Below are 20,678 nucleotides of genomic sequence, written 5' to 3'. Positions count from 1 at the left end.
TTCCTTAAATCTGAGTCAGAACAAAAATCTCATACAGCGCACGGATCGCATTTTTGAAATCCTCGTGTTTCACGCCGACGATGATATTGAGCTCGCTGGAGCCCTGGTCGATCATCTTTACATTAATGTGCGCGTGCGCCAGCGCTGAGAAGATACGCCCGGCAGTACCGCGGGTTGACTTCATGCCGCGGCCGACTACAGCCACGAGAGCCAGATCGGATTCCAGCTCAATGTGGTCCGGGTGGACCGCTCTCTGGATGTCAGAGAGGATCTTCTGTTCTTTCTCTTCAAATGAATTTTTATTTACAAAGATCGTCATCGTATCGATCCCTGACGGCATATGCTCGATAGACACGCCATTGTCCTCAAACACCTGGAGCACCTTGCGGCAGAATCCGATCTCTGAGTTCATCATTGCCTTCTCAATGGTAATGGAAGCAAATCCGTCCGTGCCCGCGATCCCGGTGATCGTGTACTTCGGCTGACGGCATGTGCTCTCTACGATAAGCGTCCCCTTATCCTCCGGCGCGTTTGTATTCCGGATATTGATCGGGATGCCTGCCTTCCTCACCGGGAAGATCGCGTCTTCGTGGAGAACGCTTGCTCCCATGTAAGAAAGCTCTCTCAGCTCTTTGTAAGTGATCGTCTCGATGGATTTCGGATTCTTTACGATGCGGGGATCTGCGATGAGGAAGCCGGATACGTCAGTCCAGTTCTCATACAGGTCTGCATGTACGGCAAGCGCCACAAGGGATCCTGTGATATCAGAACCGCCGCGGGAAAATGTCACCACAGTCCCGTCCGCCCTCGCCCCGTAAAAGCCGGGGACAACCGCCGCGTCCATATCTTTCAGTTTTGCCGAGAGCAGTTCATCTGTCACCTCGGCGTTAAAAGAACCGTCATCGTTAAAGCGGACGACTTCCGCAGCATCGACAAACTCAAATCCGAGATAGGATGACATGATCTTTCCGTTCAGGAATTCTCCTCTGGAAGCAGCGTAATCCACTCCTGCTTTATTCTGGAAATTTTCGCGGATGACCTCGAAGTCCTGATCCAGGGAGCAGTCCAGGTTCAGTCCGTCAATGATCTCCTGGTATCTTGCCTTGATATCAGCAAGCTGTCCTGAAAAGTCCTCTCCCTTTACGGCTGACTCATAGCAGGCATACAGCATATCCGTTACCTTTGTATCACTGGAAAAACGCTTGCCGGGAGCAGAAGGGACGACATAACGCCGGTTCTCATCGTCGTGGATGATCGCCCCCACCTTTTTAAACTGATCAGCGCTTGCCAGGGAGCTTCCGCCAAACTTAACTACTTTCTTCATTCTTTTTCTTCCTCCAAATGCCGAACTTTTATCGTAATGTACTCCGGCGCCGGTCCGGCGCACTCTCGGTACAATATTATAACGCTTCCCTGCGGGCTTGTAAATGATAATTTTCCTCTTCATAAAGCGGCCTGCGGACTTTCCTGCGGGTGACTTCCACGAGTCCGAGAGGCGTGATATCCACAAGCGATGTCTGGATCGGATCCTTTGCAAGATGAAAGCGGAATTCATGGAGCAGCTGACGCGTATGTTCCTCTGATCCCATATTGATAAAATCAATGATAATGATCCCGGACAGGTTCCTCAGACGGATCTGCCTCGCCGCCTCTCTCGCGGCCTCCATGTTTACCTTCATGGCCCCTTCCTCGCTTTGTGCCCTGCTTCCTGCTTTTGCGGCTGTCTTACCCGAATTCACATCAATGACGGTCAGAGCTTCCGTAGGCTGGATGATAAGATATCCTCCTGTCTTAAGCCAGGCGCGCTCCCTCAGCGCTTTTTCCAGGATCGTCTGCGTACTGTACAGCTTGTCCAGAGGGAAAGACGGATCATCGTAGAGCTTTAAAAGAGACAGTTTATCCGGAAGTTCAGCCCGGAAATAAGATTGTATCCTTGTATACAATCCCTTGTCTCCTATGATGATCTCCTTCATCCCTTCCATATAGACATTTTTCAGATCCAGGATATAGGAAGGCAGCGCTGATTTCAGGCAGGAAAAGCATTTTCTTGTGGCTGCCGTCTGAAAGAGGGATTCGTATTCTTCTCTGAGAGAGCTGATCTCATCGAGCACATCCTGGAACGGGACGTCTTTGGCATTCGTACGGACAATGATCCCGTATCTGTCGTTCTGGAGACAGCTCAGCTTTTCCTTATATTCATCCTTCAGGCTTTTCGGGATCTTGGAAGATACACCGATCCTGGTATTGCCATGGGTCAGGACAGCATATCTCCCGGTAAAGCTGATGTTCCCTGTCACGGTGGGTGCTTTCGTCCTGACTGCTTCCCGGCTGATCTGGACGACAAGTTCATCCCCGATGCAGAGTGCTTTTTTCCCTGACTTATGAGTGAAGAAAGAGGTTCCTGTATCCTTCATATCATAATAGCAGTTCACACCTTTTTCGATCTCTATAAATGCCGCGCCGATATTCGGGACAATATTTTTCACTTTGCCCACATAGACGTCGCCCAGCCTGTGGCTGCCGGCTCCCCGGTCTTCTTCCGGTGCGCTGTGGATCTCAACGATCTCCCCGTCTTCCAGGAAAAAAGTCCGTATCCTGTTGTCGCGTTTTTCGATCAGGATCTTCCGTTCCAATCTCATTCTTCCTTTCTCTGCTGTTCCTTTGTCTGCTGTTCCCGGATATTACACTGTCATCTCATGCCCCAGTGATTCCAGGGATACAAGGTTTCTCTTTCCGTCTTCTCCCATATCTGCGTACATCTCAAGTCTGTGGTAGGCAAACGAGACAGCCCCTTCCGGGACTGCGCTCTCAGAGAGAAATGTCTCCATCACAAGATCCGGCTTTAAATTTTCCGCGCTTCCAGCTGCAAGCTGCAGAAAGACGCTCTCTCCCCTTATCTCCCACCTGTATATCAGCGGGCGGATGTCAACTTCCCTCTCGCTGCGCTTTGTCTGTTTGATGACGCGGATTTCCTTCTGCCCCATAAAATCTGAAAATCTCTCTTTCCAGTTTTCCGGAAGTGTGCCTTCTTTTACAGAGACAAGATAGTCTGCCCCCGCAAGGATCGTCATCCCTGTCATCTTCTTCTCATCCGGGATCTGACGGATACTGAGCACCTCGATCCCTTCCACACATTCTTCATTCATCCGCTTTACAGCTTCCTGACTGTCCACCGGGGCTGTCAGCTCGATATCCAGATATTCTCCATCGCTTGTCAGACCGATCCCCAGCGGGCTGGCGAAAGACATGATCATATGGGGGCTGTACCCTCCTGTAAATGCGATGGGAATATCCGTCCTCCTCATAAGCTTCTGGAAAAAGCGCATGACATCCAGGTGCCCGATAAAGCGGAGGACACCATATTTCCTGAATTTAATTCTTGCCTTCATAGCAGACACCTCCTCCGAACGACGCAGCTCCGCAGCCGGAGCACTGCATCCGGCAGTTTGGCGTGACCTCGCCTTTCATTGCCTTTTCCCACTCTCTGCGCAGGAATCTCCGGCTCACGCCGATATCGATAAAATCCCACGGGAAGAGCTCGTCATCCCCGCGCTGCCTTAAATTATAAAAATCAATATCCACTCCGGTGTTTTCAAACGCCTGCATCCAGAGGTCATTGCGGAAGCATTCAGTCCATGAATCAAAGAGACAGCCGAGCCGGTAAGCCTCCTCGACCACACGGCCGACTTTTCGGTCGCCCCTTGCCATAACCCCTTCCAGGACCGTAGTCTGGGCGTCATGCCAGTTATATTTCAGGCTCTTGCGGTTCAGCTGCGCCTGGAATTCCTCTTTGACGACAGAGGCGCGTCTTGTATACTCTTCAGCAGATAACATGGACGCCCACTGGAAGGGAGTAAAAGGCTTGGGCACAAAGAAAGCGGAGCTTGCCGTGATCTGGCATTTCCCGTTTCTCTGCTCTTTCGGGATCTCGTAATACCTGCGCGCCACCCGATCGGACAGACGGGCGATCTCCCCCATATCCTCCTCCGTCTCCGTAGGAAGTCCCAGCATAAAATAGAGCTTCACCTTGTTCCATCCGCCTTCAAATGCCTGGCCAGCCCCTTCCAGGATATCCTCCTCAGTAAGCCCCTTGTTGATCACGTCCCTCATCCTCTGGGAGCCGGCTTCCGGGGCAAAGGTAAGGCTGCTTTTCCTGATATCCTGGACGCGGCTCATGACATCCAGAGAAAAGGCGTCGATGCGCAGGGACGGGAGCGAGATATTGATCCCCTTATCCTTAAACTCATCGATCAGAAAGGTCACAAGTTCCTTTAAATCTGAGTAGTCGCTGGAGCTCAGGGAGCTCAGGGAGATCTCTTCATGCCCGGTAGTTTTCAACATCGTACGGGCATATTCCTTAAGCTTTTCCACATTCCGCTCCCTCGTAGGGCGGTAGATCATCCCTGCCTGGCAGAAACGGCATCCGCGGATGCAGCCGCGCTGGATCTCGAGCACGACTCTGTCCTGGGTTGCCTTGATAAAAGGCACGACCGGCTTCATTGGATACGGGCTGTCCGTCACTTCCATGACAGCCTGTTTCTTTATCTTTTCAGGAGCGTGCGCGTTATTGGGAGTAAACGACAGGAGCGTGCCGTCTTCCCGGTAGGCGGCGTCATAAAACTGCGGCACATAGAGGCCTTCGATCTCAGCGGCTCTTTCCAGGAATTCCTTCCGGCTTTTCCCGGATCCTTTCCACTCTTTATAGGCATCCAGCAGCTCGTCATAAACCGTCTCTCCCTCTCCGATATAGAAGAGATCAAAGAACTCCGCAAGAGGCTCAGGGTTATAGGCGCACGGCCCGCCGCCGATCACAATGGGATCTGAGTCCGTCCGTTCTGCCGCGTGGAGAGGGATATGGCTCAGTTCCAGGATCTGAAGGATGTTTGTATAGCACATCTCAAACTGGATCGTAATGCCAAGGAAGTCAAAATCCTTTACCGGATCCTGGGACTCCAGGGCAAAGAGGGGGATCTTCTTCTCCCGCATCACCTTATCCAGATCAACCCACGGGGAGTAGACCCTCTCACACCAGACGTCATCCCTGCGGTTAAACATATCGTACAGGATCTGGATGCCCAGGTGGGACATGCCGATCTCATATACGTCCGGGAAGCACATGGCAAAGCGGATGTCCACCTTGTCTCTGTCCTTCATCACAGAATTCACCTCACCGCCGATATAGCGCGCCGGTTTTTCGATATTCAGCAGTATCTCGTCGCTTAAAGCTAATTTTCTCATACTTTACCTCATTTTATTTTTTCCCAGATTTCTTCGTCAAACCTGCGGTCCTTATAATAGTAAGGCCTGTCCGCTTCGGTGATCTCCCGGATCACCCGGCAGGGATTTCCCGCCGCGCAGACATTGGCGGGAATGTCCTTTGTCACAACGCTTCCCGCTCCGATCACAGCATTGTCCCCGATCGTGACGCCCGGAAGGATCACGCAGCTTCCGCCGATCCATACATTGTTTCCGATCGTTACAGGGATCCCGTACTCATATCCGGAATTCCTGCTGTCAGGATGGATGGGATGGCCTGCTGTATAGATGGATACATTCGGCCCAAACATCACATTATTTCCGATCCGGATCTTCGCCACATCCAGCATGACGCACCCGGTATTTGCATAGAAATTTCCCCCCAGGATGATATGTGTCCCATACTCGCAATGGAATGGCGGCTCAAAGTATACATTTTCACCGTGGACGATACCCGCCTCATCCAGGAATTTTCTCCCGGCTTCCGGGTCAAAGGGCATGACCGTATTATATTGTCTGACCGCCTTCTTTGCAGTCAGCTGTTCTTCTATGACACTGGCATCAGAAAAGTATGCCATCTCGTGGTCTCTTCGGTATCTGTTATCCATATTCTCCTCCTCAGCCAAATCTGTTCGTTCTATTTTACACCGACTTTCCAAAGAAAACAACAAAAAAGTGACCTCTGTCATACATCATTTATAACAGAGGCCATATGGTGTTTATTCCCTGTACTTTCTTCTTTTCTGCTCTCTTTTCCTGTGCCCTCTTTCTATTCTCCCGGGCTTTGTTTTTACAGGATCTTTGCTTCTGAGCCTGCCAACACCGGGATCCTTCCGCCTCTTCCAAGCTATGGCTGACAGAGTCAGCAGGACAAGGAGCGCGAGCCCCGCAAGGACTGAGGCTGCATATTCTTTTACCCATCCCGACAGCGGATTCCCGCCTCCCACTGCTTCCCGCACACTTTCGGCTTCCTCATAGGGGATACGGACGCCGCGCACGAGCAGTCTGTGCGTATTCACGGCATAAGGTGTGCATGTAAGCAGTGTCACAAGATCCTGTCCATTGACAACGCGCAGGATATCTAATTCGTCTGGTTTTACGACATTGATCTGATCCACCTGATAAGCGTGTGTTTCATTCAGGATATGGATGAAAAAAACATCCCCGATCTCCAGCTCATCAAGGTCAGAGAAAAGCTTTGCGGAGGGAAGCCCTCGATGTGCACTGATAACAGAATGAGTCCCTTCTCCTCCGATCGGAAGGCTGGATGCTTCCAGATGTCCCGCGCCTTTTCGCAGTGCCTCCTCGCCCGTGCCGTGATAGATGGGAAGGTTCACATCGATATCCGGGATCTCCACATAGCCCATGATCCCCTCTTCATTATAATCGAGCACCTTCTGGTATGCCGGAGAAATCACATATTTCCCGTCCTGCAGGAACGGGTCATGGAATTCATCCTCCGCAAGATTTTTATTATATTCCTGCGCCCGTGCTTTTTGTTCTGACAGATCCTGCGGCTCCATGGAACTGACGTCCCGCTGATAATCTCTGACCGCTTCTGCCTGACGTCTCTCAGCAAGATAATTGCTCACAGCCGGATAGACAAAGATCCCGGCACCCGTTATGAATATCAAAACGGATGCCAGGATGAGCACAGGGTTTATCCTTGATCTTTTTTTACGTCTGTGCATCTGAAATAAACCCTTTTGATATTATTATTTAACTAATGGCTCTTTCTGCGCGATACCGTGACAACGAGGATCACAGCTCCCGACATGAGCAAAAGCCCAAATATGGTAAAGAGTGCTGTGCCGACCCCTCCGGTCACGGGAAGGACACCCGGCTTTGTATTGACCACCGTTGTTTCAAAGGTACCGTTTGAATCATTATTTAAATCATTATTTAAGATGCCGTCCGGAGCTGCTGGTGCTCCTGAATTATCCTTATTATCGGCAAGTGTGATCACGGTTTTCGGATCCGCCGGAAGTTCGTAGCCGTCAGGAGCTTTTGTCTCGACGAGAGTATAGGTGCCGAGATCAAGCCCTTTGATCATGATAAGACCATTCTTATCAGTAACTAATGTCTCAGATGCCTTAGCATCTTCCTCCTCTGTGAGCAGGAGCCTGTATACACTGCCATCTTTTACGAATTTAAGAGTTTTATCCCCCTGTTTCAGATTAAATTCGGCGCCGGGGAGTTTCGTATCACCATTGTCAGTTTTTGTAACCTGGATCCCGTATGTATAGACTCTCTCCTCATCCGGGATTTCACGGTATCCGTTCTCGGTGTACGGATTATTGTTGTAGATGAGATACGCTTTATTGTCCAGTTTATTATCTGTAGTTGCATCCACCTTGACAACAGCTTTTTCATTTACTGTCGCGCTGTACTCGACGATCACTTTTTCAGTCGTCAAGATTGAGTAATCACCGATAAAGGATCTTACAAAAGATGGATCAGTTTCTTCGTCAGGCTGACTTTCATCTGATGCAAACGAATCCCTTTCGAAATAATCGGTAAGTTCTTCGCCTCTAATATACCCCTCTTCAGATTCTTCAGAAACGACATATTTGTAAATTCTTACGCTGTCCTCAGAATCAGTAAATGTAAGCCCTTCGCTCAGATAATCCGCGATGATAAATTTCTTGTCAACCGCATTTTCAGGGTAATCCGGCACATCGACAACCAGTGTATAATTTACGGTCTGTCCGATCGCATAGGTATAGTCCTTTACAGATTTCTCAATATCCGGCTCCTTTGACTTCATGTATACATTGATCGACTGCCCTGCAGGAACCCATTTTTTGTCTTCTTTATCATAGGCCGGATATACTGATGCAAATCCCGGCGAATAGATCCTTACTCCTCCTTCTACAAGGAACAGATAAGCGCCAAGCGGGACATCTGTCAATGTGATTTCTTTGTCGTCTCCTCCCGGTGTGTAATCAGCAAGTTCGTATTCTTTGAAAGGCGCTAAATCAATTGCGTTGTCCGTCTTTCTGATGGCATTTGCCAGTTGATCAACGAAAGCTTTGATATCATCGCCATTGTCGGTCAGCTTAAGGAAAGCATCTGTCACAGCGTTGCCATTATCTTTATCAATATAGACCTCAAAATTCGTGCTTACCCAGGGAGCTACACTGTCATCCCATTTAAACACAGGGGACTGCGGCTGATGGCTGTCGTCATTGACATTGACATTGATCACCTTATAGGCATAAAGTTTACCTACCCCTTTCTCAATCCTAGGGTCATCTGTCTTGACTGTCTCGATCCCGGAAATTGTAATGTTTCCGGCAGATTCCAATGTAAGGTCGTCTCCCTCCGCTGCCGCTGTCATACCTGTTGAAAAAGCCATGATAAATGCCAGGCAAACAGCTAAGATACTTGTTACTACATTTTTCTTTACTCGTTTCATGATATCCTCCTTTTTAACTTATGAAACTATTGAGTATTCTTTATCTTTTTATTTCTTACGGCAAAGCCGCAAAGGATACATGCGGCTCCCATGAGCAGTATTCCGCCAAACATGAATGTCCGATTCCCCGGGCCTCCCATTGTCGGCAGATCTGACACCGGCTGGTTCGGGATATAATAATGATTTCCATATGCATCCTCCGGGATCATATCCGACTGGGAAACAGAAACTTCATCTCCATCCTGCCGTACATATAAAAATCCCAGTTTGCCTTTATCCGACTCAGACTTCGCGTCTGCAGTGACCTTCCAGTATCCTGGCAGTGACGCATAGCCGTCCGGCGTCTTTGTCTCCTTCATGATGTATTGTCCGCTGTCCAGATTTTCAAAGCAGACAATACCGGTTTCCTGATCAGACACTGCTGTGCGGTGGTATACATCCTCCTCAGAGTAATTCCAGTCCTCATCTGCCCGATAGAGGGTGAATTCTGCTCCGGCAAGTCCTTTACATGCTTCCCCGGAAGGATCACCGTCTGTTTTTGTAAAGGAAAAGCTGACTTTCTTCGGATCTTCCGCTTTCAGTTCGCCAGTCTGGAGATAGACCGGCTGTACCCCCAGCGGACCGTATACCTTCGTGTGGTCCCGGTCCCCATTGATAAAGGCTTCCGCGTCAGAGACAGGATCCGAAGTACCGGAAGCATGAAATATCGTGCTTTTTTCCTTCCCCTCACTGTCATACCAGAATACGGTTACAGATTGAAGCTGCATATCATCCCTGCCCGGCGTCAGGTTGATCTCAACAGGCGCCTCCGCGTCTGTGTAGAGAGATTTTTCAAAAGAGAGCTTTGCCTGTCCGTCATTGACCACTTCTTCTGTGCTGTCTCCGCTGACCGTAAACTCGATCGGCCCGCTCCCTGCGCTGCCCTCTCCAGCCACTTCCCTTAACTGATACACTCCATCCGGCAGGCCGTTTATACGGAAGCTGCCGGTATCATCTGTCTCATAGTATCTCCCTGTATCATTGTTATAAAGCTTAAAACCGCCGTCATCCTGCTGCTGGTACAGTTGATAACTTAAAGAGCCCTCCTCAAACGGGTTTTTAAACACCAGATCTGTCAGTGTCGTGCCTCCGCTGATCTCTACGTCAGCACTGCCCACTTCAAACATAAGGGGCGTTGTGTCGAGCTCATAATCTTCCGGAGCCGCTGTCTCAATAAAACAGTACCAACCCGGAGACAGTTCTTTTTCTATGGTAAACTTTCCATTTTCATCTGTTTCACATAGCTCACCAGACAGACTCTCTGCGATCATTTCCTGATCCTGGTTGTATGCGATACTGCTCTCGCTCTCAGGATCACCAGTTATAGTTACAGTATCTGTATCTTTATTATAGATAAGATTACCATCCGCGTCCGTCTTCATCTTGAAGAGAGTATATCCTGCGCCCGCCACCGGGGTTCCCTCTGAATTGAGCTCGGTCTTTTCAAAACTGACTGACATTTTTGAGACCGCTGGTTCGGGAACGATGCTATATAATACGCGGAGCGCCTGGAAAACACGTACGGATACTGTACTTGCGCTTGTATTTATATTTTCCTTTCCGCCTCCAGACGGCACATTTTCCGCTGTCGTATACCATTTAACCTGATTTTCTTCAAGCTCGCCTCCTGTGCCCATCTGGATAGAGGCATTAAAATAAACTTTCCCGGTTTTTTCTACATTCTGAAGAGTAATAAATCCGCTCGAATTCTCATCCCCCTCTGAGTACACAAAGCCTGCGTTATCTCCAAGTGACTCTATCCCATCAGCACCTGTATTCGTATATTTGATCGGGATCCCCCCTAATCTGATCAGAGGCATATCGAAAACAAAATCCCTGGGCCATGTCACACCGTCTGATTGTTTGACTACTAAAAAAGGATTCCTGTCATATTGTGTATCCCCGGTTGCAAAAGTGGGATTGACTGTGATCCTCCCAAGCATATAATTCGGGAAATCATCGATCGGGTTCTTTGAAAAATTGAACTCCACATTTCGAAAAGGCTCTCCAAACCATTTCTGCCGTGCATCCTCCAGATCTGTAAATTCACCGGATCCGAGAATATCTTCATCCAAACTATTGATATCCATCGGCATGAGGCTTGTGATCCGATTGTACGAAACATCGATCTTCTCCGCGTGCCGCAGCCATATAATCCCCGTGATATCCGTGATCAGTTCTTCTTCCGGTTTCCTTTCGTCAGTAATATTCACAATGCTGGATACACTGGCAGATTCTTCGTCGACTATAAATGAACTTGCAAAAAGATCCATCATTTTTTGCATCTCACGAGATGCCTCTTCCCGCGAATCAAAACACTTCGGAGACTGCATTGATATCCATTCGCCATCGGCCGAGCTTTTGTACCTGAACTCATATATATACCCCATCTCTTTCTTATATCCGCTGGCATATATTTCCCCGGTGAAATCCTGGAGCACGGCTTTATAAAGTTCTTCCCCTGTCAGCTCACCATACTCCGGATGGGCTTCATCTCCATAAGTCCCCAGCTGTCCTGCCACCCTCAGCGAACGGTATACCTCTCTCCTGAAATTGATATCAGGTATGAGAGTTTCCAGCTGGCTCATAGCTTTTTCTTCATCAAGGCTGATACATGTATCTTCTCTGGAAGCATCTTCAAGTTCAGCCATACGGAAAACAGAGACAACCTCCGCCCCATCGGCTTCTGCCGTCTCCTCCGCCGCACTGGTACAGATTTCCGTATTTTCAGCTTCTGCCGCTGATACGGAAAATCCGGAGATCACAACCATAAACAAGAGAAGGACCACGATACTCCCCTGTATCTTTTTCCATTTCTTCCTGCTCATTGCACTAACCTTTCTAAATGCCGGGACCTGATGTCCTGCATTTCCAAAAATCACATCTATTATATACTTTTATCCCCGTATTTACAACAGCTATAGGTAAATATTTAGTTAAAAGTATCTTTAATTGTTAATAATAGTCAAATATAATTACAAAAAGCAGGTGACGCTTATAATGTTGATAGATTACAGATTACTTGGAGACCGGATCAGACAGCAGCGCCGGAATAAAGGAAGGACTCAGGAAAATTTTGCTGAATACCTGAATGTTTCAGTCGGATATATCAGTCAGATCGAGCGAGGCATAACCAGAGTCAGTCTGGAGAGGCTTGTAGATATTTCGCACTATTTAGACTGCAGTATATCCTTGCTTTTAGACGGTACGGATATAACTGAAAGAAATTATCTGGAAAGCGAATTTAACGAGCTGTTTCAGCAGTTGTCAAACAGCGAGAAAAAGACTGTAACACTGCTTCTCAAAGAATATATCAGGAGCAAAAACAGCACGGCTCCATAGAGCCGCACTGTTCATAAATGATTCCACACTTCTGTGAGGATTTCTGTATCCATGTCTTTTCTGATCTGGTCTGTGATCGATGTACTGTTTACCTCCGCTACTCCGGCATCGCTTTGATCCATGTACACAAAGCAGATAAAACAAAAAATGCCTATCACCAGGCGGAGGTAGAAACTTCCTCCTGCCTTCTCCTTCCGGTCACTTTCCTGCTGATACAGATCATGATAGATCCTGCCGTATCTCGGATGAACAGCGGGAATCTCTCTTTGCTCATCGTACAGCCGCTTTGTCTGTTTAAGGAGCTCCCTGCGGCGGATTTCCGGATCATTCATATATCACTCTCTCCCTTCCAAGCGATTTTTCCGTTGCATAAACAAAAGACAGAGACAAAGGGTACTGTCAGCTACAATATCCTATGTCTCTGTCTCTTTTATTAGAACCGGGCATCCTCTGCCTGGCAGCTGTCCTATCTGGTCCCCTGTATTTCAGTTATCTGTCCGCGAGCTCATTCGTGATATCCTCCCACGTCACGCCGCGCTCCACCATGAGCACCATCGCGTGATAAAGGAAGTCTGAGATCTCGTATTTGATCTCTTCCGGATTAGGGTTCTTTGCTGCGATCACGATCTCCGTAGCTTCTTCTCCCACTTTTTTAAGGATCTTGTCCAGACCTTTGTCAAACAGATAATTCGTGTAGGATCCTTCTTTCGGATTCCGCCTGCGGTCCATGATCGTATCATAGACGGATTCGAATACCTGGAGGGGATTCTTTGCGTCATGGTCCGTACCTACGATCGTCGTGTAGAAACACGAGCGGTTTCCCGTATGGCATGCCGCCCCGATCTGTTCTACCTTTGCGAGGAGAGTATCTCTGTCACAGTCCGCCGCCAGGGAGCGCACGTACTGATAGTGCCCGGACGTCTCGCCTTTTACCCACTGGCACTGCCTGCTCCTGCTGTAATAGGTCATGCGCCCTGTCTTGACAGTATGGTCGAATGCCTCTTCATTCATATACGCCATCATCAGGACTTCATTTGTCTTATAGTCCTGTACGATGACCGGGATCAGCCCCTGCTCGTTCAGTTTAAACTCAGAAAACTCCATTACGCTCTCAAAGGAAGTCATCTGGATCCCCGCATCTGAGCAGATTTCCTTAAATGCATTAAAATCCATGTCCAGGCTGCTGACAAACATGCCTGATACCCCTTTTACGCCGTCTGATTTCAGGATGCGCAGGATCTCCGACTGCTCCATCGTATCTGTGAGGACTACGCAGGGAACGTCTGTCACATTGATGACAGAATCCAGGTCCAGCCTGTGCATAAATACGATCTCTGTGCTGTACTCCTCGATCAGGTGCTGCTGTTTGAACAGAGCGTCAAAATCATTGAGGGATACTGCGATCCTCTCTTTCCCGAAGCGCTTTGACACTTCCTCGATCAGATCGATGGAGAGCCGTTTGGAAAAATTCAGGACCGCTCTCTTCGCCCCGGCGTAAAGCAGCTTCTTTACATCCTCTGTCCGTCTGATATTTCCTCCCGCGATCATCGGGATGCTGATGACACGGCTGATCTTCCGGATCAGGTCAATGGATTCGTCGTGCTCTTCATCGCTGTTTGAGAGGTCAAATACGATCAGCTCGTCAGCCCCTTTTTCGCTGTATTGTTTCGCCAGTTCAATGACATCGTCAGCCATGACCGACCTGTCGTCAAACCATTTTACTGCCTTCCCGCCGTCGATAAATATACACGGGGTCAGTCTTTTATAGCTCATGTATCTCTTCTCCTTTTTTCTCCATTCTCAGAGGGTCCCTTTTGTGGACCACACCCCCTGGATCCGGGGTTCCGGGGATACTGCCATGTCGAGCGCCTTTCCAAACGCCTTAAACATTGCCTCCGCCATATGGTGGTTATTTCCTTTTTCCATGATCTTCACATGCAGGTTCATAGCCGCGCTGTATGAGACGGCATAAAAAAACTCCCGCACCATTTCCGTGTCCATTGTCCCCAGAGCGGGCACGGTAAAATCCGCATCATATTTCAGATAAGGACGTCCGGAGAGGTCCACTGCGCACAGAGCCAGCGTCTCATCCATGGGGAGGATAAAATATCCGTACCGCCTGATCCCTGCCTTGTCTCCCAGGGCATCCGCGATCGCCTGCCCCAGCACGATCCCCGTGTCCTCTATGGTATGGTGGCTGTCCACTTCCACATCCCCTTTCACCTGTACATCCAGGTCAAAGAGCCCGTGGCGCGCGAACCCGTCCAGCATATGATCAAAAAACGGGATCCCTGTGTCGATCTTATTTAAGCCCTGTCCGTCAAGATCGATCGTAAGGCTGATATCTGTCTCTTTTGTCTTTCTTATACAGCTTCCGATCCGCTGTCCCATCTTATCTCTCCTCCTGTCCGTTCTTATCCTGTGCATCCTTTCCGTCAAAACGCACTTTGATGGAATTCGCATGGGCAGTCAGATGCTCCGCTTCTGCAAACTGCTCGATGTCCCTGTGGATCTTCTCCAATGCATCCCGCGAATAGGATATGATGCTCGATTTCTTGATAAAATCATCAACGGACAGCGGTGAGAAGAATTTTGCTGTCCCGTTTGTCGGCAGGACATGGTTCGGTCCGGCAAAATAATCTCCCAGCGGCTCGCTTGAATATTTCCCGATAAAGATCGCGCCGGCATTGCGGATCTTTGTCATCACCTCAAAGGGATCTGCTGTCATGATCTCCAGATGCTCGGACGCGATCTCATTCGCCGCGCCGATCGCATCTCCCAGCGTCTCCGCCACAAGGATATGTCCGTAGTTATCCAGTGATTTCTGTATGATCTCCCCTCTGGAAAGCTGGCTGATAAAAGTGTCTGTCCAGTCGGATACTTTTTCTGCAAGTTCCATGCTTGTGGTCACGAGGATCGCACTCGCCAGTTCGTCGTGCTCTGCCTGGGAGAGCAGGTCAGCAGCCACACAGCGGGGATCTGCCGTCTCATCTGCCAGGACAAGGATCTCGCTGGGCCCTGCGATGGAGTCAATGCTGACATGGCCGTACACCGCTTTCTTTGCCAGAGCCACATAGATATTGCCCGGGCCCACGATCATATCCACCTTCGGGATGCTCTCCGTGCCGTAAGCCAGCGCTGCGACCGCCTGCGCCCCGCCGGCTTTATATACTTTGTCCGCTCCCGCTTCTTTTGCAGCGACGAGAGTCGTGGGCGTCACCTTCCCGTCCTTTCCCGGGGGTGTCACCATGATGATCTCATCCACGCCTGCCACCTTCGCTGGCATGATGTTCATGAGCACAGACGAGGGATATGCCGCCTTCCCCCCGGGCACATAGACTCCGACTTTTGCCAGAGCTGTTACCTTCTGTCCAAGGATCGTGCCGTCCGGCCTGCTGTCAAACCAGCTGTACTGCATCTGTTTCTCATGGTAAGAACGGATATTGACAAGCGCCTTCCTGATCACTTCGATCAGGCCGGGATCCACCTTGTCATACGCCTCCCTGATCTCCTCCTCGGTCACGAGGATGTTTGACGCGCTGATCTCCGCTCCGTCAAATTTCTTCGTGTATTCGAACAGCGCCTCATCCCCGCGCTCTTTTACCGCGTCAAGGATCACGCGCACGCTTTCTTCATATTTTCCGTAACTGTTGGGGCTGCGCTTTAACAGGTCCTCCAGCAGGTTTTTCTTTGTATTCTGGTCAAGTCTCTCTATCCGCATAATTTCCTCCTGACTTACTTTTCTCTGAGTAAAGCCCGCAGATCTGTGATCAGCTTTTTGATCCGTTCATTCTCCATGCGCATGCTCACCGGATTGACGATCATGCGCGCAGAAAGAGGGCACACTTCCTCAAGGACTACGAGCCCGTTTTCCTTCAGGGTAGAGCCTGTCTCCACGATGTCCACGATCACCTCGGACAGTCCGACGATCGGCGCGAGCTCGATGGAGCCGTTCATCTTAATGATCTCCACAGTCTGATGCTTTTTATTATAGAAATAGTCTTTTGCGATCTTCGGATATTTCGTTGCGACACGGATCAGTTCCCTGTGCTGCAGAAGCTCCGCAGCATCCTCATAGCCGCAGACACACATCCGGCATTTCCCAAAGCCCAGGTCAAGCACCTCGTGCACTTTCCTGCCTTCTTCTATGATCGTGTCCTTTCCGACGACTCCGATATCCGCCGCCCCGTATTCCACATAGGTAGGGACATCCGGTCCCTTTGCAAGGAAGAATCGCAGCTTCAGTTCCTCGTTCGTAAAGATCAGTTTCCTGGAATCTTTGTCCTTCATCTCCTCGCATGTGATGCCGAGTCTTTCCAGCATATCGAGAGTCTTGCTGGCGAGGCGCCCCTTTGTGAGGGCAAATGTCAAATATCTCATAAATCATGCTCTCCTTTAATCCACACCCGGTATCTTTACCAGTTTTTCGTCTCCTGTCCGCAGGTTTACCATCTCGATCTTCTGGTCGTCTCTCAGATAGAGCATAGCAGCGGCAGAGGTACGCTTTGCGTAATTTTCATAGATTTCCCGCTCTTCCTCAGGTTCCCGCTTTACCAGCTCGATGTTCCGCCCTTTTCTGCGGAAGCTGCACGCAAGGGCAACCGCCTGCTCCTCTGTTGCCTCTGTATAGACGATGAGATTGCGGTGGATGGTCTCCACGGGAATCTTCTGCCTGCCGAGGGCACCCATGAGTTCGTCCAGGAGGATCGCAAAACCGATGGACGGGGTGTCTTTTCCGAACTTCTCCAGAAGATGGTCATACCGTCCGCCCCTGACCACCGCGTCTCCTGTGCCGAAAGTGTACGCACGGAAAATGATGCCTGTGTAGTAGCCGTAATTCCCGATCATGCTCAGGTCAAAGGTAATATGGTCGTCCGCACCGTAAAGCCTGAGGAGACGGAAGATCTGCTGGAGCCGCGTGACCGCAAGTCTCGCATCCAGATCCGGCGCAGCGATCATCGCCTGTTCCAGCACCTCCGGCCCGCCTGTGAGTTCCGGGAGGAGACGGAATGCCTCTTTTACGCTTTCTTTTACTTCATGCGCATCCAGGATCTCCTCGATCCCGAAGAAATTCCGGTTTGTGATCAGCGCACGGATCTCTCTGCTCTCCTCTTCCCCCAGCCCGGCTGCTTTCAGGAGGCTGCGGATAAAGTCCACATGCCCGAGGCTGATCTGGAATTCCTGAAGCCCGATCTGTTTCAGGCTGTCCGCCACCATTGCCAGCATCTCTGCATCCGCTTCCACAGAGTCCAGCCCGATCAGCTCCGCGCCGAGCTGTGTATTCTCCTTTAACCTTCCCTGGTAACTGGAATGATTGATAAAGGTATTCCCCGCATAGCAGAGGCGGATGGGCATATCCTCTGACTCAAACAGAGTCGCGGCAGCCCTCGCCACTGACGGCGTGATATCCGGGCGCAGCGCCAGGATATTGCCTTCGCGGTCAAAAAATTTATAGAGCTCCTGGGTCGAGGTGGATCCGATCTCCTTTCGGAAGACCTCGTAATATTCAAACGTCGGAGTCTGTATATCCTGATATCCGTACAGATGCAGTACTTTGCTGAGTTTTCTCTGGAGTGCAAGTTTGGTCTCACATTCTTTGTTGTAGATATCCCGGACGCCTTCCGGGGTATGAAGTTTCTGTTCCATAAAGCGCTCCTTTCACTTTACCGTGCTAACACGTTAAAATACTCTTGTAATTATACGGATTTTACTGATGTCTGTCAATCCCTGAGATCCAGGTCTTTCTGGATATAGTCAAGGTACGGGACAAAGTAGCCGTTCTTAAGCTGCATGGACCAGTCCGGCTCCAGTTCGTCATATCGGAAGCTCTTCCGCCCTCCCTGCATGCCCCGGTCCCAGAATTTTTTTATCTGGCTGTACCTCATATAATACAGCTCATCCCGTTCTGTATAGTAGATAAGCAGGAAAGATACACCGCCCTGCCGCTCAAATTTTCCCATAAAATCAATCTGATGCTCATGCACGTTCTGGAGAGGGAACGTATCCGCGCGGCACTCTTTGGCGTCAAAGCAGACCGGGATCCCCTGCACTGCCCCGATATAATCTACGGTACTGATCTTGTCAAAATATGCCAGCGTGATGTGTCTGCTCTCCTGGTCGATCTTTACCGGCGTGATGGGCGTCGGTATTTTCTGCACCAGCGCCAGCCCCAGCTCACCGTATCTCTCATTTGTGTGGTTGATAAACTCTTCCAGCGTGGACCCTCTTAAGCCTCTGGAACTCCATGTCGCCATACTAGATCACTCCTTTGTCCTCACAGATTTTCCGGAACAGGGAAGGCAGCGGGGCTTTGATCTCTTTCCCCGAGATCCCGGAAAGGGCGCCGCCGCACTCAGGGACGCAGAGCCTGTATGAATGGAGAAGCTGGCCGGACAGCCCGTATTGTCCTTTCAGCTTATCATTAAAAGCCCGGTCCCCGTACTTATAGTCCCCGGCGATGGGATGTCCCTGGGATGCGAGATGGGCTCGGATCTGATGGGTCTTGCCCGTGATCAGATGGACCTCCAGCAGAGTAACTCCTGCCCTGGATGCGAGCGGGTGGTACTCTGTCTCGATCACAGACGCGTCTTTCTCTTTTTCCTTTTTGACGGATACGGTATTCCTTTTCCTGTCTTTTGTCAGATAACCTCTGATCCGGCAGCCTTCCGTCACCTCTCCTTTCACAAGACAGAGATAATATTTCTGAATGCTCCGTTCCCGGAACATTTCGCCGAGCGCCTGGAGCGCCGGGAGCGTCTTCCCCGCCGCGACGATGCCGCTTGTATTCCGGTCCAGGCGGTTGCACACCGATGGGCGGAATGTCTGAAGCTCCTCTTCTGTGATCTGACCGCTCTCCAGCAGATAGACGGTCAGGTGCTCTACGAGAGAAACATCGCCTGGCGCTGCTTTCTGGGACAACATGCCCGCGGGCTTGTTTATAAAGATCGTATGCCTGTCCTCATATAATATGTCAAGCTCTGCCCCTCTTCTGCTCTGCGCCGCCAGATAATGATCCGCGGTCCTGCTCTGCGAGAACTTACCGATGGTGTCGTCTGAAAGGAAGAGCTTCACAGTATCCCCGGCGGAGAGCATCTCATTCCCCGATGCCTTTTTCCCGTTCAATGTGATATTCTTTTTTCGGAGCATCTTGTACAGGAAACTCTTTGGCGCCTTGTCCATATATTTCCCCAGGAATTTATCCAGGCGCTGTCCTGCCTCATTTGAGCCGATGCACAGTTCTTTCATAACCAGCCTCTTTCCGCTACATGGAAATATTCAGGATGATCCCCCGGATCCCTTCTTCTCTTTCCTTTGTGTCTGCTTTTTCTACTGCCGCGATATTGTCCAGCCCTTCGGCCCTTGTGATAAAGGGCTTATATTCATTCAGCACGCGGACAGCAAGTCCTGTATAACCGTTTTGTTTCAGCATGGCTTTGATATGGTCAGAGACCATTTTCAGGTCTACCTTTTTATAATGGGTATACCCGAAGATATTGCTTCCCGAGATCACGATGCAGTCCACGGGCATGATCTTCTCCTCACTTGTGATGACCAGGTCATAGCAGACGGTAAGGTGAGTTGTCTTACTTTTGATCTCGTCCGCCATATCCCGCCCGATGGAAGGGTACGGGAACCTGGCGATCACTCCCACGAGCGCTTTGCCCGCCGGAAGACAGCCCAGGATCGCCACCACGGTAAGCAGGTTCAGCCTTGTCCCGGTCTGGGAATATCCGAGAAAGAATACTGCAGCAACAATGCCGAAATAGATAACTGTCCTTATGATCTCTACCTTTTTCTTGTGATCCAGATAACCTGGAGTACCTTTTTCTACTCTTTTCATTTTGTAACGAACTCCTCTGCCTTAAGTATCAAACTGTGGGGCAGCAGTTTTGCCCCGAGGCGCGCGGCTTTCATCCCCGCGCCGTATACGGAAACCGAGCGTTTTCTGCGGCTGTCTGTAAGCGCCTTTCGGACTACCTCTTTCGCTCCGGCAAGCGTCAGTTTCTTCAGCGGGTCTGTCAGTTCCCCGCTGACGGAGAAAAATTCCGTGTCCACAGGTCCCGGGCACACTGCGGTCACATAAATCCCGGAGTGCCGCAGCTCGGAGCCGAGCGCCCTGGAAAAGCTCAGGACATAAGCTTTTGTCGCCGCATACACGGCGAATCCGTTCTGCGGGCAGAACGCCGCGGCAGACGCCAGGTTAATGATCCGGCTTCCCCTGCTCATCCACGGCAGTGTCATCTGCGTCATGCGCGTAAGGGCGCGGCAGTTCAGGTCGACCATGTCGGTCTGGATCTTCTTCCCCTCGCCGGCGATATCGGTAAAGCTGCCGCTTTTCCCGAATCCGGCGGAATTGACCAGCATCCTCACATCCGGACAGAACGCTTTCAGGGAGCGGTAGTATTCCTTATACACCTGCTTTTTCAGCAGATCCCCCTCAAAGACCCTGACAGGTACGCGGCACTGCTTCTTTAACGCCTCCAGACGTTCTTTTCTCCTTGCGATCACCCAGATCTCATCCAGGTTTTTATAAAAATATCCCAGCTGGCGGGCGAACTCTTTCCCCATTCCCGAGGATGCGCCTGTCACTACTGCGATCCGTATCTGTTTTTTCATATTCCGC

The 20,678-nt window shown here is 50.2% G+C and carries 19 protein-coding genes; 1 reads left to right on the top strand and 18 read right to left on the bottom strand.

Features of this window, described 5'->3' with window-relative positions:
- Window positions 1-4: 4 nt before the first annotated feature.
- The 8 genes from B5G27_RS01035 to B5G27_RS01000 all read right to left on the bottom strand — a co-directional run bounded on the left by B5G27_RS01035 (window position 5) and on the right by B5G27_RS01000 (window position 11,541).
- Complete coding sequence (locus B5G27_RS01035; RefSeq protein ID WP_087177129.1) at window positions 5-1,324, bottom strand: aspartate kinase; 1,320 nt, start codon at window positions 1,322-1,324, stop codon at window positions 5-7.
- Between the two features lie 76 nt (window positions 1,325-1,400).
- Entirely contained in the window at window positions 1,401-2,633 is a 1,233-nt protein-coding gene (locus tag B5G27_RS01030; RefSeq protein ID WP_087177128.1) for a ribonuclease E/G, read from the bottom strand.
- A gap of 48 nt (window positions 2,634-2,681) precedes the next feature.
- A complete protein-coding gene (locus B5G27_RS01025) occupies window positions 2,682-3,389 on the bottom strand; it encodes a TIGR03936 family radical SAM-associated protein (RefSeq protein WP_087177127.1) in 708 nt (235 codons plus the stop codon).
- On the bottom strand, window positions 3,373-5,238 hold the full coding sequence (locus B5G27_RS01020; protein ID WP_087177126.1) for a TIGR03960 family B12-binding radical SAM protein: 1,866 nt from the start codon (window positions 5,236-5,238) through the stop codon (window positions 3,373-3,375). Before B5G27_RS01020 ends, B5G27_RS01025 begins: the two co-directional genes overlap by 17 nt.
- Before the next feature lie 8 nt (window positions 5,239-5,246).
- Entirely contained in the window at window positions 5,247-5,864 is a 618-nt protein-coding gene (locus tag B5G27_RS16840; protein ID WP_087177125.1) for a sugar O-acetyltransferase, read from the bottom strand.
- 111 nt (window positions 5,865-5,975) lie between these two features.
- Complete coding sequence (locus B5G27_RS01010) at window positions 5,976-6,947, bottom strand: class C sortase (protein WP_087177124.1); 972 nt, start codon at window positions 6,945-6,947, stop codon at window positions 5,976-5,978.
- 32 nt (window positions 6,948-6,979) lie between these two features.
- A complete protein-coding gene (locus tag B5G27_RS01005) occupies window positions 6,980-8,674 on the bottom strand; it encodes a SpaH/EbpB family LPXTG-anchored major pilin (protein ID WP_087177123.1) in 1,695 nt (564 codons plus the stop codon).
- A 26-nt stretch (window positions 8,675-8,700) separates the two neighbouring features.
- Window positions 8,701-11,541 carry an MSCRAMM family protein gene (locus B5G27_RS01000; protein WP_087177122.1) on the bottom strand — a complete coding sequence of 947 codons (2,841 nt, stop codon included), beginning with the start codon at window positions 11,539-11,541 and terminating at the stop codon, window positions 8,701-8,703.
- A gap of 172 nt (window positions 11,542-11,713) precedes the next feature.
- On the opposite strand from B5G27_RS01000, the gene B5G27_RS16980 reads away from it, so the two are divergent.
- Window positions 11,714-12,055: a helix-turn-helix domain-containing protein gene (locus tag B5G27_RS16980; RefSeq protein WP_087177121.1), complete on the top strand. Its 342-nt coding sequence runs from the start codon at window positions 11,714-11,716 to the stop codon at window positions 12,053-12,055.
- 11 nt (window positions 12,056-12,066) lie between these two features.
- On the opposite strand, the gene B5G27_RS00990 is transcribed toward B5G27_RS16980, so the two are convergent.
- The 10 genes from B5G27_RS00990 to B5G27_RS00945 all read right to left on the bottom strand — a co-directional run bounded on the left by B5G27_RS00990 (window position 12,067) and on the right by B5G27_RS00945 (window position 20,671).
- Window positions 12,067-12,387 (bottom strand): hypothetical protein, encoded by a 321-nt coding sequence (locus tag B5G27_RS00990; protein WP_087177120.1) that lies wholly within the window; start codon window positions 12,385-12,387, stop codon window positions 12,067-12,069.
- Between the two features lie 157 nt (window positions 12,388-12,544).
- Window positions 12,545-13,828, bottom strand: a complete 1,284-nt coding sequence (hisIE, locus tag B5G27_RS00985) for a bifunctional phosphoribosyl-AMP cyclohydrolase/phosphoribosyl-ATP diphosphatase HisIE (RefSeq protein WP_087177119.1) — start codon at window positions 13,826-13,828, stop codon at window positions 12,545-12,547.
- Between the two features lie 27 nt (window positions 13,829-13,855).
- On the bottom strand, window positions 13,856-14,446 hold the full coding sequence (gene hisB / locus B5G27_RS00980) for an imidazoleglycerol-phosphate dehydratase HisB (RefSeq protein WP_087177118.1): 591 nt from the start codon (window positions 14,444-14,446) through the stop codon (window positions 13,856-13,858).
- A gap of 1 nt (window position 14,447) precedes the next feature.
- Complete coding sequence (gene hisD, locus B5G27_RS00975) at window positions 14,448-15,776, bottom strand: histidinol dehydrogenase (protein ID WP_087177117.1); 1,329 nt, start codon at window positions 15,774-15,776, stop codon at window positions 14,448-14,450.
- Between the two features lie 14 nt (window positions 15,777-15,790).
- Window positions 15,791-16,435, bottom strand: coding sequence for an ATP phosphoribosyltransferase (hisG, locus tag B5G27_RS00970; protein WP_087177116.1), 645 nt, complete (start codon window positions 16,433-16,435; stop codon window positions 15,791-15,793).
- Window positions 16,436-16,450: 15 nt separating this feature from the next.
- A complete protein-coding gene (hisZ, locus tag B5G27_RS00965; RefSeq protein ID WP_087177115.1) occupies window positions 16,451-17,701 on the bottom strand; it encodes an ATP phosphoribosyltransferase regulatory subunit in 1,251 nt (416 codons plus the stop codon).
- 74 nt (window positions 17,702-17,775) lie between these two features.
- Entirely contained in the window at window positions 17,776-18,309 is a 534-nt protein-coding gene (locus tag B5G27_RS00960) for a Holliday junction resolvase RecU (RefSeq protein ID WP_087177114.1), read from the bottom strand.
- A 1-nt stretch (window position 18,310) separates the two neighbouring features.
- Window positions 18,311-19,300: an RluA family pseudouridine synthase gene (locus B5G27_RS00955; RefSeq protein ID WP_087177113.1), complete on the bottom strand. Its 990-nt coding sequence runs from the start codon at window positions 19,298-19,300 to the stop codon at window positions 18,311-18,313.
- Between the two features lie 16 nt (window positions 19,301-19,316).
- The gene (locus tag B5G27_RS00950) at window positions 19,317-19,895 is read right to left on the bottom strand and encodes a hypothetical protein (RefSeq protein ID WP_087177112.1); all 579 of its coding nucleotides are present in this window, start codon (window positions 19,893-19,895) and stop codon (window positions 19,317-19,319) included.
- Entirely contained in the window at window positions 19,892-20,671 is a 780-nt protein-coding gene (locus B5G27_RS00945; RefSeq protein WP_330398932.1) for an SDR family NAD(P)-dependent oxidoreductase, read from the bottom strand. The genes B5G27_RS00950 and B5G27_RS00945 overlap by 4 nt, the downstream gene beginning before the upstream one ends.
- Between the last annotated feature and the right edge of the window lie 7 nt (window positions 20,672-20,678).

It is taken from the genome of Lachnoclostridium sp. An76 (assembly GCF_002161355.1).
In the GTDB taxonomy this organism is placed as follows: Bacteria; Bacillota; Clostridia; order Lachnospirales; family Lachnospiraceae; genus Mediterraneibacter; species Mediterraneibacter caccavium.
This window is presented reverse-complemented; position numbering and strand designations above follow the sequence as displayed.